Below are 12,195 nucleotides of genomic sequence, written 5' to 3' on the forward strand. Positions count from 1 at the left end.
TGTCGCAGTGGGCGGCGAGTGCGACAACTCCTGGATAGTCGCAGGGGCGGGGAGGGCGCGGAGAGGGCGCGGACGGCGCGGCTCCGGCGAGCCCGCACGCGCGGGAGCTCAGCCGGCGGCCCACTCCAGCTCGAGGCGCACCGGCTCGAGGCCGAAGCGCACGCGCCCGTCGGGCACCGCGGAGCCGTCGACGCGCAGCACGATCGCGCGACCGGCCGCGACGTGCGTCCCCTCCGCCGGAGCCAGCCACTCCGCCCCGGCGACCCGCCGGACGGTCGCGACGGCGCGCCCCGGCTCCCACGAGAGCTCGTCCACGACCAGCCCGCCCCGGGCGCGCAGCCCGGTCACGGAGCCGCGCGGCCAGGCCGCGGGCAGCGCCGGCAGCACGGTCAGCGAGTCGGCCGTCGATCGGAGCAGCATCGCCGCGACCAGGCCCGGCAGCCCGCCGCTCGCGTCGAGGTTGAAGATGCGGCCCGCGTCGTGGCGGGTCGTCAGAGCCGGCGACCAGTGGTCGACCGCCAGCCACTCCGCGCACACCAGCGCCGACTCCGCATCGCCGAGGGCCGCCGCGGCGACGCCGACCTGCACGAGTCCGAAGGCCATCTCCATCCGGCCGGGCGGGGCGGTGGGGGCCTCGGCCCGCCACGCGATCTTCGCCCGCACGGTCGCCAGCGCCGCGGCGCGCAGGCGCTCGCCGCCCGCGACCGCCGCATCGGGCTCGTACCAGAGCGGGTACAGCTGCGAGGCGTGCCGGTGCGCGATCTCCTCGCCCCAGCGCGGATCGATCCACTCGGCGAGCGTGCCGTCCTCGGCCACGCGGTAGCCGGGCAGGTCGGCCACCACCTGCGACCAGCGGGCGTCGAGAGAGTCATCGCCGCGGGCGCGTCCGAGCAGCGCGGTCGCCCGGGCCGCGTCGCGGAGGACCGCCACGTCCATCGTCGCGTCGACCGCCGTCGGCACCCGCTCCCCGCCGGGGGTGTTCTCGGGGGAGTAGGAGGGGACGATGCGGCGCACCCCGTCGACGACGACGGTCGCGGTCTCGGCGAAGCGCAGCACGCCCTCGGCCAGCTCCCAGAGCCGGTCGTCGACGATCGAGCGGTCGCCGGTCGCGGCGACCACGTCGGCGGCGAGGCGCAGCACCCAGCCGCCGCACCCCGTCCAGAAGAGGTGCGGGTAGTGCTCCGAGAAGTGGTCGGCGCGGCCGTGGGTCGACATCCGCGACGGGAGGAGCATCCCCTCGGCGCCGTAGACGAGGCGCGCGTTGTCGCGGTAGTCGTCGAGGTGCGGGAGGACCAGCTCGAGCAGCGAGAGCGCCAGCTCGGGGGTTCCGGTCGGGATCATCGCCGCCATCGCGCCGTTCTGCACGTTGCCGTTCAGCGTGTAGTCGGCCGACCACGCCGGCCGCCAGGTGCCCTGCCAGACGCCCTGCAGCGTCGGCGGCAGCTCGCCTGTGGACGCGACGATGTTGGCCCGGCCGCTCAGCCAGGCCAGCTCGACCACGCGGCGGCGCGCGCCCGCGTCCCCGGAACGGGCGGCGTCCCACAGGTCCTCGGTGAGCTCGGCGTCGGAGGCGCCGTCGAGGTCGAGCGCGGAGGCGCCGACCAGCCGGCCGTGCCCCTCGCGCTGGGCGTCGCGCAGCTCCTCCCACGAGAGGTCGGCGGAGGCGTCGGGAGCCGCGCCGATCGCGACGTCCAGCCGCAGCACGCGGGCGACTCCGGCGGAGAGCTCCACGTCCGAGACGGCGGCGCCCCCTGCCACGCGCCACGTCGCTCCGCTCGTCACCCGCGTCACGGCGCGGATCGCGGTCGGGCCCTCGCCCGCCTCGGCGGTGAGCACCCCGGAGGCGCCGCCCTCGACGCGCGCCGAGACCACGGCCGACGCGTCGGGCACGCCGGTGTCGAAGGAGGTCACCTCGCCGGCTCCGAGCGCGAGCTCGACGGTGACGACGGTGTCCGCGGAGGACTCCAGGGCCAGTCGAACGCCCGCGCCGCCGTGCGGGGCGAGCAGGCGCACGGCGTGGCGGCCGCCCTCCTCGTCGGTCCACTCCACCGCGGCCTCGCCGCCGAGCGGATCGATCAGGCGGACCGTGGAGGCGACCCCGCCGGGGGTGCGCAGCGAGACGGTCGCGCAGAGGCCGAGCGGGTCGGTCCAGATCAGGCCGCCGTCGTACCCGCTGTCGAGGGCGGCGCGGGCGAGCAGGGCCGTGGCGGTGTCGGAGTCGCCGGCCAGCAGGGCGACTCGCAGCTCGTCGCGGACGCCGGCGAGGTCGGGCGCGTCCGGGCGCGGATTGACCGGGAGGAACCAGCGCTCGTGCGCGAGCGGGACGGTCAGGGAGTCGGCGGGGCCGTGAGCGACGGCGCCGACGCGGCCGCTGCCGACGATCAGGCCGTCCTCCCACGTCGGGGCGGGAGTGGCGGTGGCGAGGGCGGCGCGCGACGATGCGCGGTCGATCGATCGGATGATCGTTCCTTCCGTCAGGTGCTCCTGATATGTTGCGTGGAACTTCAAATTAGCCGCCAGGGCACCCGGAGGGCCAACCCGGGCGGCGACTCGAGTGAGGACACCGCGATGACGCGACCGATCACCCTGTTCACCGGCCAGTGGGCCGACCTCCCGTTCGAGGAGGTGGCGCGCCTCGCGGGGGAATGGGGCTACGACGGCCTCGAGATCGCGTGCTGGGGCGACCACATCGACGTGGCGCGCTGGGATGACGCGGAGTACGTCCAGAGCCGGAAGGACGTGCTCGCCGCGAACGGCCTGCAGGTGTTCGCGATCTCGAACCACCTCACCGGTCAGGCGGTCTGCGACGACCCGATCGACGAGCGCCACCGCGACATCCTCAGCGACCGCGTCTGGGGCGACGGCGACCCCGAGGGCGTCCGGCAGCGCGCCGCCCAGGACCTCAAGGACACCGCCCGCTTCGCCGCCGCGCTCGGCGTGACGCAGGTCAACGGCTTCTCCGGCTCCTCGATCTGGAAGGGCGTGGCCATGTTCCCGCCCGCCTCCGACGAGTGGATCGCCGCCGGCTACCAGGACTTCGCCGACCGCTGGAACCCGATCCTCGACGTCTTCGAGGAGGTCGGCGTCCGCTACGCGCTCGAGGTGCACCCGAGCGAGATCGCCTACGACTACTGGACCGCCAAGCGCACCCTCGAGGCGATCGGGCACCGCGCTTCGTTCGGCTTCAACTTCGACCCGTCGCACTTCGTCTGGCAGCAGCTGGACAGCGTCGCGTTCGTGCTGGACTTCGCCGACCACATCTTCCACGTGCACGTGAAGGAGTCGGTCACCAACCTCGACGGCCGCAACGGCGTCCTCGGCTCGCACCTGCCGTGGGCGAACCCGCGCCGCGGCTGGACCTTCGTCTCGACCGGGCACGGCGCGGTCCCGTGGGAGCCGGTGTTCCGCGCCCTCAACGCGATCGGCTACACCGGCCCGACCAGTGTCGAGTGGGAGGACGCGGGCATGGACCGCCTCGACGGCGCCCCCGAAGCCCTGGCGTTCGTCCGGAAGCTCAACGCGATCACGCCGCCGGCCGACGCCTTCGACGCGGCGTTCTCGACCTCGCGCGACTGACCGGCCGCCGGCATGCCGGCACCACGCCGGCCGGGAGCCCCGACCGCCCGTGAGGGCCGTCCGGCGCTCCCGGCCTTCGTCGTGCAGCGAACGCGTCCGCAACCGAGGCCGGGACGCCGGATCGGGCGCCGAACGGGCGGGAGAGGGCGATTTGCCCTCGGTTGCCGACGCCGTCCGGTTCAGTCTCGGCGGCGGCCCCCCGCGCCGGCCCGGCGGGATGCCCCGGGAACGACGGACGGCCGGCCCCCGCAGGGAGCCGGCCGTCCGTCCTCGCAGGATCTACAGGCCCTGGGAGAGGCGGTAGTACGCCGCGTTCGAGCGGATGTCGGACTCGAAGCCGCGGAGGGTGGTCGACTCGTCGATCACGAGGAGCTCGACGCCGGCGATGCGGGCGAAGTCCTCCCACGCCTCCAGGCCGATCTGCGTGGTCATCACCGTGTGGTGCGCGGCACCGGCGGTGATCCACGCCGCGGCGCTGGTGCCGAAGTCCGGGGCGGGCTGCCAGACGGCGCGGCCGACGGGCAGGTGCGGCAGCGTCTGCGGAGGCTCGACGGTCCGGACCTTGTTGGCGACCAGGCGGAAGCGCTCGCGGACGTCGCTCAGTGCGACGACGACCGCGTCCCCCGCGTCGGCGGTGAAGACCAGGCGCACCGGGTCCTCGCGGCCGCCGATGCCCAGCGGGTGGATCTCGAGCGACGCGCGCTTCGAGGACAGGGACGGCGAGACCTCGAGCATGTGCGCGCCGAGGATGAGCTCCTCGCCGGGCGTCATGTCGTAGGTGTAGTCCTCCATCAGGCTGGTGCCGCCGGGGAGGCCGGCGCCCATGACGGCGGCGATGCGGATGAGGACGGCCGTCTTCCAGTCGCCCTCACCGCCGAAGCCGTAGCCGTCGGCCATGAGGCGCTGCACGGCGAGGCCGGGGAGCTGGCGGAGCCCGCCGAGGTCCTCGAAGCTGTCGGTGAACGCCTCGAAGCCGCCCTCCTCCAGGAACGAGCGCAGGCCGATCTCGACCGCGGCGCCGTAGCGGAGCGACTCGTGGCGCTCGCCGCCGGGGAGCAGCTCGGGGACCACGTCGTAGCTCTCGAGGTACTCGGCGACGAGCGCGTCGATCTGCTCGGAGGTGGCGGCGTCGACGCGCTCGACGAGCTCGTTCACGCCCCAGGTGTTGACGCTGACGCCGAGGCGGATCTCGGCCTCGGTCTTGTCGCCCTCGGTGACGGCGACGTTGCGCATGTTGTCGCCGAAGCGCGCGACCTTCATGCTCTGCGAGGCGGACCAGCCGGCGGCCGCGCGCGACCAGATGCCGATGGCCTCGGTGACGCGGGCGTCGCTCGCGTGGCCGACGACGGTCTTCCGGGGCACGCTCATCCGGCTGAGGATGTAGCCGTGCTCGCGGTCGCCGTGCGCGGCCTGGTTGAGGTTCATGAAGTCGAAGTCGATGTCCTGCCACGGCAGGGCGACGTTCGCCTGGGTGTGGAAGTGCAGCAGCGGCTTGGCGAGTGCGTCGAAGCCGTGGATCCACATCTTCGAGGGGCTGAAGGTGTGCATCCAGGTGATGACGCCCACGACGGAGTCGTCGGAGTTCGCCTCGATCATCGTGCGGCGGATGGCGTCGGAGCTCTTCAGCACCGGCTTCCACTCGACGGTCACCGGGATCGCGCTCGCCTCGTTGAGCTGCGCCACGACGGCCTGCGACTGCTCGGCGACCTGGCGGAGGGTGTCCTCGCCGTAGAGGTCCTGGCTGCCGGTCAGGAACCAGACGGTGCGGGTGGCGAGGTCGGGGATGATGCTCTGGTACACGCTCATGCGATGGCTCCGGTGGGGTTCTGTCCGTAGACGTTCTGGTAGCGGTCGAACAGGGCGTCGATCGACTCCTGCGGGATGGGGACGAGCTCGCCGCCCTGGCGCGCGAGGTGCACGGTGCGGGCGACGTCCTCGGCCATGACGGCCGCCTTGACGGCGTCCTTCGCGTCCTTGCCGATGGTGAAGACGCCGTGGTTCTGCATCAGGACCGCGCGCGAGCGGTGCCCGCTGAGGGTCGCGACGATGCCGCGGCCGATGGAGTCGTCGCCGATGATCGCGAACGGGCCGATGGGGATCTCCCCGCCGAACTCGTCGGCCATCGCGGTGATGACGCAGGGGATCGACTCGGCGCGGGCCGCCCACGCGGTCGCGTAGGTGGAGTGCGTGTGCACGACTCCGCCGACCTCGGGCATCTCGCGGTACACGTAGGCGTGGGCCGCGGTGTCGCTGGAGGGGCTGCGGTCGCTGCCGGGGGTGCCGGGGACGACGTTGCCGTCGAGGTCGCAGAGGATCATGTTCTCGGGCGCGAGGTCGTCGTAGGAGACGCCGCTGGGCTTGATCACGAAGAGGTCGGCGCCGGGCACGCGGCCCGAGATGTTGCCGCCGGTCCAGATCACGAGGCCGTAGCGGACGAGCTCGGAGTGCAGCCGCGCGACGTCCTCGCGGACGCGGGCGATCGCCTCCTCGACGGCGGGGGTCTGAGTGGTCATGCGGTGGCTCCCTGGTTCTGCGGGTCGGTGAGGGTCTCGACGGCGGTCTGCTCGACGGCGAGGCCGGCGCGGTAGCGCTCGAGGTAGGCGGAGAAGCCGGCGACGTCGTCCGCGTCGGGGGCGACGGTCTCGAAGCCGGAGTCGCCGAAGACCTGGCCGGTCAGGTACGCGTCGAGCGCGACTCCGCTCTGCAGGCGGTAGGCGGCGAGCACGGCCATGCCCCACGGGCCGCCCTCGGAGGCGGTCGCGGCGACCGAGACGGGGGCGTCGAGCGCGCCGGCGAGGAAGCGCTGGGCGACTCCGGCGGTGCGGAACATGCCTCCATGCGCGAACATCTCGTCGATCCGGACGCCCTCGCCGGCGAGGACGCGCATGCCCAGCGCCAGGGTCCCGAACACGCCGTAGAGCTGCGCGCGCATGAAGTTGGCGAGGGTGAGGCGCGAGTCGGGGGTGCGCACGACGAGCGGGCGGCCCTCGACCAGGCCCGCGATCGGCTCGCCCGCGAGGTGGTTGTAGGCGAGCAGTCCGCCCGCGTCGGCCTCGCCCTCGAGCGCCTCGGCGAAGAGGGTGCCGTAGACGGCGTCGCTGTCGGAGGGACCGCCGGACGCGGCGGCGAACCGCGAGAACAGGCCGACCCAGCCGGCGAGCTCGCTGGCCCCGTTGTTGCAGTGGACCATCGCGACGAGGTCGCCGGCGGGGGTCGCGACGAGATCGAGCTCGTGGTGCACGCTCTCCAGCGGGCCCTCGAGGACGACCATGGCGAAGATGCTGGTGCCGGCGCTGACGTTGCCGGTGCGCGGGGCGACGGAGTTGGTCGCCACCATGCCCGTGCCGGCGTCGCCCTCGGGCGGGCAGGCGGGGGCGCCGGGCCGGAGGGAGCCGGTGGGGTCGAGCAGGAGCGCGCCCTCGGCGGTGAGCGAGCCGGCGTCGGCGCCCGCGGGGAGCACGGCGGGCAGCAGCTCGCGCAGGGGCTTCACGGCGCCGGCCGCGCGCTCGTCGTAGAGGTCGACGACGCGCTGGTCGTAGTCGCGGGTCGCCGGGTCGGTCGGGACCATGCCGGAGGCGTCGCCGACTCCGAGGACCTTCTCGCCGGTGAGGCGCCAGTGCACGTAGCCGGCGAGGGTGGTGAGGAAGTCGATCCGCTCGACGTGCGGCTCGGAGTCGAGGACCGCCTGGTGCAGGTGCGCGAGCGACCAGCGCAGCGGGATGTTGGCGCCGAACAGCTCGGTGAGCTCGGCCGACGCGGGCCCGGTGCTGGTGTTGCGCCAGGTGCGGAAGGGGACGAGCAGCTCGCCCTCCGCGTCGAAGGGGAGGTAGCCGTGCATCATCGCCGAGACGCCGAGCGCTCCGACGGAGGAGAGCTGCACGCCGTGGCGCGACGAGGCGTCGGCGACGAGGTCCGCGTAGGCGGCCTGGAGGCCCGCGTGGACGGCGTCGAGGGAGTAGGTCCAGCGGCGGTCGACGAACTGGTTCTCCCACTCGTGGCTGCCGACCGCGAGGACCACGGACGGGTCGGCCGCGTCGACCAGGCACGCCTTGATCCGGGTGGAGCCGAGCTCGATGCCGAGGGCGGTGGCGCCGCTCGCGATCACGTCGGCGGGGGTGGGCCTGCGCTGGTCCATCATGCTCCTCGCTCGGGCGATGTGACCGTTCACAAAGCCCCGGGTCAGCGTAGGCGAAACGGCTCGGGGTCGGCAAGCGAGGGGCCTGCCGTCGAGGGGACGCTCGGTCCTGCCCGCAACCCCCTTCCGCTCGACGCCCCGCCGCGGTGCGCTGGGGCATGCGCGAAATGAAGTTCGTCGGACTCGTCACCCGTCTCGAGAACGCCTCCTCCCTCGATCCGCTGGTCGCCCGGGTGCGGACCGCGGTGAACGCGGTCGTCCGCCCCCAGCCGGTGCGAGACGTGCTGCACGGCGTCCCGGTCGGCCACCCCGTCCATCCGCTGCTCGTCCTGGTCCCCGCCGGTGCCTGGCTCTCGGCGGCGGTGCTCGACCTGCTGCCCGGGAACGAGCGCGCCGCGCGGACCCTCGTCGGCGTCGGCGTGATCAGCGTCCTGCCGACCGCCGCCTCCGGCTTCACCGACTGGTCGGAGCTGCACGAGCAGCAGACCCGCGTCGGGCTGGTGCATTCGGCGGCCAACGTGGTCGCGACGGGCCTCTACGCCGCGTCGTGGCTGCAGCGCCGCCGCGGGCGCACCACGAGCGGCAAGGTGCTCGGGATGCTCGGCCTCGCCGTCGTCTCTGGCGGCGGCTACCTCGGCGGCCACCTCAGCTACCGGCAGGCGGCGGGAGCGAACCACGCCGAGGACGTCCCGCACCGCTTCCCGTCGGGCTGGCAGGAGCTCGGCGCCCTGGCGGACCTGCCGGAGCGCACCCCGGTGAGGAAGGAGGTCGCGGGCCTTCCCCTGCTCGCCTTCCGGCGGGGGGCTCGTGTCGACGTCCTCTCCAACACGTGCAGCCACCTGTCCGCGCCCCTCGACGAGGGCGAGCTCGCGGAGGACGCCGCCGGCGAGGCCTGCATCGCCTGCCCGTGGCACGGCAGCGCCTTCTCCCTCGAGACCGGCGACGTGCTGCGCGGACCGGCCACCTCCCCGCAGCCGCGGTTCGAGACGCGGGTGCGCGACGGCCGCGTGGAGGTGCTGCTGCCGAACGCCGGGTGAGGCGGGGGCTGCCGGGCGATCAGGCCCGAGCGGTCGAGGCCCGCTCCACCAGCACCGGCGGCACCGGGCGGTCGACGGCGGGCTTCTCGCCGCGCAGCTCCGCGAGCACGACGCCGATCGTGCGGCGCCCGACCTCCGCGAAGTCCTGGCGGATGGTCGTCAGCGGCGGCTGGTAGTGCGCGGCCTCGGGGACGTCGTCGAAGCCTACGACGCTGAGGTCCTCGGGCACGCGCAGTCCCCGCTCGGTGCAGGCGTGCAGGAGTCCGAGCGCCATCTGGTCGTTGCCGGCGAAGACCGCGGTCGGCAGGGGAGTGGCGTCGAGGAGCCGGAGGCCGGCGCGGTAGCCGGACTCGGCGCTCCAGTCGCCCTCGACGACGGCGATGGGCGCGAGGCCGGCCGCGCCCATCCCGGCGCCGAAGCCCTCGAGCCGGGCCTGCGCCTCCACCCAGTGCTGCGGACCGGCGAGGTGCGCGATGCGGGTGTGGCCGAGGCCGACGAGGTGCTCGGTCGCGAGCCGCGCCCCGGCCGCCTGGTCGACGAGGAGCAGGGAGTCGGCTCCGCGGTCCGTCGCGCCGAGGGTCACCGAGGGGACGCCGATCGCGAGGCTCTCGATCGCCTCCAGCGCGCGCTCCTGCGGGGCGAGGACCACGATCGCCTCCACCGACTCCCGCTGCAGATGGGCGAGGCCGTCGGCCAGCGACTCCGCGTCCGGCGCCGCGTTCACCACCGGGACCCGGTAGCCCGCGTCGCGCGCCGCCTGCTCGATCGCGGCCATCGCGGTGGCGGTGCCGTAGAAGCTGTGGCTCTCGGCGGCGAGGATCCCGATCAGGCCGGAGCGGCTGGTCGCCAGGGCGCGGGCGGCGGCGCTGGGGCGGAAGCCGAGGTCCTCGATCGCGGCGAGCACGCGCTCCCGGGTGCGCGGCCGCAGCTGGGGGCTGTCGTTGAGCACCCGCGAGACCGTCTGGTACGACACCCCGGCCCGCACCGCGACGTCGCGGATGGTCGGCGCGCGGTCGAGGGGCATGGCCACACCGTAGCGGTGCGTGCGCCCCCGTCCCCCTCCCGCGAGATGCCACTTCGGTACGCGTTCGTCGGCGTGTCGCGTACCGAAGTGGCATCTCGCGGGCGGGTGGCCGGGCCGGGTCAGGGGCCGCCGAGCCAGTGGTCGATGCGGTGGTGGTCGGGCGTGAAGCCGTGGTCGACGCCCCAGAGGACGGCCTGCGTGCGGCTGGTCGCGCCGATCTTGCCGTAGACGCTGCGGATGTAGGACTTCACCGTGTTGGGGCTGAGGTAGGTGAGCGCGGCGACGTCGGCGTTGCTCTTGCCCTGCGTGATCAGCGCGAGGATCTCCGACTCCCGGTCGGTGATGCCCTCGTGGCGGCCCGGCCAGTCGAGGCCCGGCGCGCTGCCCGCCCGCCGCGGAGGATCGCTGACGACCACCTCGCCCGCGGCCACCCGCTCGAGCGCGGCCACCAGCTCCCGCGCCGGCAGGGTCTTGGAGAGGTAGCCGTGGACGCCCTGCTCGAGGGCGTCCGCGATGAGCGTCGGGGCGAAGTTCCAGGTGTAGACGACCACGTGCTCGGCCCGCTCGTTGCGCACCAGCTCCGCGATCTCGTGGTGGTCCGACTCCGGCTGGGCGAACGAGTCGTAGAGGACGACGTCGATCCGGTCGGAGAGAGCGGCGTTCGCGTCGATCTCGGCGACGACCACCCGGTCGCGGTAGTGGTCGAACATGTGCGCGAGGCCCGTGAGGACGACGTCGTAGTCGTCGACGAGCGCGACGGTGAGGGGCGCACGGCGGGTCATGGTCGGACGCTACCGCACGGCTCGTCGGGGCGAGCACACCCCCAGGGGTGTACCGGCGCCTCCTCCGGGGTGGTTGCGTAGCCACCGGTCCCGCAACCGCGGAACCGACCAGCGGGCCCCCGCCCGCACAACGGAAGGACGACCGCCATGCTCGGTCTCATCATCAGCCTCATCGTCGTCGGACTCATCGCGGGAGCGCTGGCCCGGCTCATCGTCCCCGGGAAGCAGAGCATCAGCATCGGCATGACCATCGTGCTCGGCATCGTCGGCTCGTTCGTCGGCGGCTTCCTCGGCTTCCTGATCTTCCAGCACGACCCGATGGACGGCTTCTTCCAGCCCGCCGGCATCATCGGCTCGATCATCGGAGCGATCATCGTCCTGCTCGTCTACACGCGCTTCGCCGGCCGCTCCGCCGCGCGCCGCTGACCCGCACCGCACGGCCGACAGCAGTCTCTGCCGTCCCGCGCTCCGCGGGCGTGCAGTCACCACGCTGACCGGCGGCCCCGGCCCGGCTCCCTCCACGGGCCGGGCCGTCGTGCTGTCCGCGGGTGCCGGTCGTCCGGCCGGTCCGGTCCGACGCGCCTCGTCCGCTGACCCCCGCGCCTCGTCCGCGGACCCCGCGCCTCGTCCGCGGACCCCGCGCCTCGACCGCGACCGCGACCGTCGGACCTCGCGCCTCCGGGTGACTCCGGCGCCGCGGCACCCGTCGCCGCCCAGCCGCTGCGCACCGGCGTGCGGGATGCTCGAGCGATGCCGCTCGTCGTCCCCGATGCCCTCGTCCCGCTCGCGCTCCGGCTCGCCCGCGCGAACCGCACCTTCGTCAGCGCGGAGGGAGCCCGCCGCCGCATCCGGGAGCGCGCGCTGCGTCCCGCCTCCTACGGACCGCCGCCCCGCCTCCGGCCCGGCGTGCGCGTCGACGTGGAGCAGGTCGGCTCCTGGCCGGTCTACACGATCCGCCCGCGGGTGATCCGCGGCGGCGTCGTCTACGTCCACGGCGGCGGCTGGGTGAACGAGATCGCGCCCCAGCACTGGTGGCTCGCCGCCCGCATCGCCGACGAGGCCTCGGTCGCGGTCACCCTGCCGATCTACCCGCTCGTGCCGTTCGGCACCGCGCTCGAGGCGCGCGACGGCGTCCGCGCCCTGGCGCTGCGGAGTCTGGAGCGGCACGGCGCGACCTGTCTGGCCGGCGATTCGGCGGGCGGCCAGATCGCCCTCTCGACGGCCCTCGCCCTGCGCGACGACGGGGTGGTCCTGCCTCGCACGACCCTCGTCTCGCCGGCGCTCGACCTCTCCTGGAGCAATCCGCGGATCCCCGAGGTGCAGCCGACCGATCCGTGGCTCGGCACCCCGGGCGCTCGCGTCCTCGCCGAGAGCTGGCGCGGCTCCCTCGACCTGCTCGATCCCGTGGTCAGCCCGCTGTTCGGCGACCTGGCGGGCCTCGGGCCGCTCACCGTCTTCACCGGCACTCGCGACGTCCTCAACCCGGACGCGCATGCTCTGGCCGAGCGGGCGGCGGCGGTCGGCGTCCCGTTCGAGCTGCACGAGGCCGTCGGTCAGGTGCACGTCTACCCGCTCGTGCCCACGCGCGCCGGGCGCGAGGCGCAGCACGACCTGGTCGAGGGGTTCCGCGCGGCGGTCTGA

The 12,195-nt window shown here is 74.2% G+C and carries 10 protein-coding genes; 4 read left to right on the top strand and 6 right to left on the bottom strand.

The window, feature by feature from the left end:
* Positions 1-108 precede the first annotated feature (108 nt).
* Positions 109-2,508 (bottom strand): glycoside hydrolase family 95-like protein, encoded by a 2,400-nt coding sequence (locus GSU45_RS02675; protein ID WP_159912487.1) that lies wholly within the window; start codon positions 2,506-2,508, stop codon positions 109-111.
* Between the two features lie 60 nt (positions 2,509-2,568).
* On the opposite strand from GSU45_RS02675, the gene GSU45_RS02680 reads away from it, so the two are divergent.
* On the top strand, positions 2,569-3,576 hold the full coding sequence (locus GSU45_RS02680; RefSeq protein WP_159912489.1) for a sugar phosphate isomerase/epimerase family protein: 1,008 nt from the start codon (positions 2,569-2,571) through the stop codon (positions 3,574-3,576).
* A gap of 279 nt (positions 3,577-3,855) precedes the next feature.
* On the opposite strand, the gene araA is transcribed toward GSU45_RS02680, so the two are convergent.
* From araA to GSU45_RS02695, 3 genes are read right to left on the bottom strand one after another with little or no spacing between them, the layout of a single operon-like run.
* Complete coding sequence (gene araA, locus GSU45_RS02685) at positions 3,856-5,382, bottom strand: L-arabinose isomerase (RefSeq protein ID WP_159912491.1); 1,527 nt, start codon at positions 5,380-5,382, stop codon at positions 3,856-3,858.
* A complete protein-coding gene (locus GSU45_RS02690; protein WP_104224687.1) occupies positions 5,379-6,089 on the bottom strand; it encodes an L-ribulose-5-phosphate 4-epimerase in 711 nt (236 codons plus the stop codon). Before GSU45_RS02690 ends, araA begins: the two co-directional genes overlap by 4 nt.
* Positions 6,086-7,711: an FGGY-family carbohydrate kinase gene (locus GSU45_RS02695; protein WP_159912493.1), complete on the bottom strand. Its 1,626-nt coding sequence runs from the start codon at positions 7,709-7,711 to the stop codon at positions 6,086-6,088. Before GSU45_RS02695 ends, GSU45_RS02690 begins: the two co-directional genes overlap by 4 nt.
* A gap of 158 nt (positions 7,712-7,869) precedes the next feature.
* On the opposite strand from GSU45_RS02695, the gene GSU45_RS02700 reads away from it, so the two are divergent.
* Positions 7,870-8,748: a Rieske 2Fe-2S domain-containing protein gene (locus GSU45_RS02700; protein ID WP_159912495.1), complete on the top strand. Its 879-nt coding sequence runs from the start codon at positions 7,870-7,872 to the stop codon at positions 8,746-8,748.
* Between the two features lie 19 nt (positions 8,749-8,767).
* Here GSU45_RS02700 and GSU45_RS02705 read toward each other — a convergent pair whose 3' ends face one another.
* Both GSU45_RS02705 and GSU45_RS02710 read right to left on the bottom strand, forming a co-directional pair.
* Positions 8,768-9,772: a LacI family DNA-binding transcriptional regulator gene (locus tag GSU45_RS02705; protein WP_159912497.1), complete on the bottom strand. Its 1,005-nt coding sequence runs from the start codon at positions 9,770-9,772 to the stop codon at positions 8,768-8,770.
* 119 nt (positions 9,773-9,891) lie between these two features.
* Complete coding sequence (locus GSU45_RS02710; protein WP_159912499.1) at positions 9,892-10,554, bottom strand: response regulator transcription factor; 663 nt, start codon at positions 10,552-10,554, stop codon at positions 9,892-9,894.
* 147 nt (positions 10,555-10,701) lie between these two features.
* Between GSU45_RS02710 and GSU45_RS02715 the strand changes: the two genes are divergently transcribed.
* Both GSU45_RS02715 and GSU45_RS02720 read left to right on the top strand, forming a co-directional pair.
* The gene (locus GSU45_RS02715; protein WP_104225042.1) at positions 10,702-10,980 is read left to right on the top strand and encodes a GlsB/YeaQ/YmgE family stress response membrane protein; all 279 of its coding nucleotides are present in this window, start codon (positions 10,702-10,704) and stop codon (positions 10,978-10,980) included.
* A 324-nt stretch (positions 10,981-11,304) separates the two neighbouring features.
* Positions 11,305-12,195 (top strand): alpha/beta hydrolase fold domain-containing protein, encoded by an 891-nt coding sequence (locus GSU45_RS02720; RefSeq protein ID WP_159912501.1) that lies wholly within the window; start codon positions 11,305-11,307, stop codon positions 12,193-12,195.

Origin of the sequence: Rathayibacter sp. VKM Ac-2801 (assembly GCF_009834245.1) — a bacterium.
Lineage (GTDB): Bacteria > Actinomycetota > Actinomycetes > Actinomycetales > Microbacteriaceae > Rathayibacter.

Bases quoted from the DNA above. Each gene is read 5' to 3' on its own strand.
- GSU45_RS02680 (WP_159912489.1), top strand. From the start codon at position 2,569: ATGACGCGACCGATCACCCTGTTCACCGGCCAGTGGGCCGACCTCCCG.
- araA (WP_159912491.1), bottom strand. From the start codon at position 5,382: ATGAGCGTGTACCAGAGCATCATCCCCGACCTCGCCACCCGCACCGTC.
- GSU45_RS02690 (WP_104224687.1), bottom strand. From the start codon at position 6,089: ATGACCACTCAGACCCCCGCCGTCGAGGAGGCGATCGCCCGCGTCCGC.
- GSU45_RS02695 (WP_159912493.1), bottom strand. From the start codon at position 7,711: ATGGACCAGCGCAGGCCCACCCCCGCCGACGTGATCGCGAGCGGCGCC.
- GSU45_RS02700 (WP_159912495.1), top strand. From the start codon at position 7,870: ATGCGCGAAATGAAGTTCGTCGGACTCGTCACCCGTCTCGAGAACGCC.
- GSU45_RS02705 (WP_159912497.1), bottom strand. From the start codon at position 9,772: ATGCCCCTCGACCGCGCGCCGACCATCCGCGACGTCGCGGTGCGGGCC.
- GSU45_RS02710 (WP_159912499.1), bottom strand. From the start codon at position 10,554: ATGACCCGCCGTGCGCCCCTCACCGTCGCGCTCGTCGACGACTACGAC.
- GSU45_RS02715 (WP_104225042.1), top strand. From the start codon at position 10,702: ATGCTCGGTCTCATCATCAGCCTCATCGTCGTCGGACTCATCGCGGGA.
- GSU45_RS02720 (WP_159912501.1), top strand. From the start codon at position 11,305: ATGCCGCTCGTCGTCCCCGATGCCCTCGTCCCGCTCGCGCTCCGGCTC.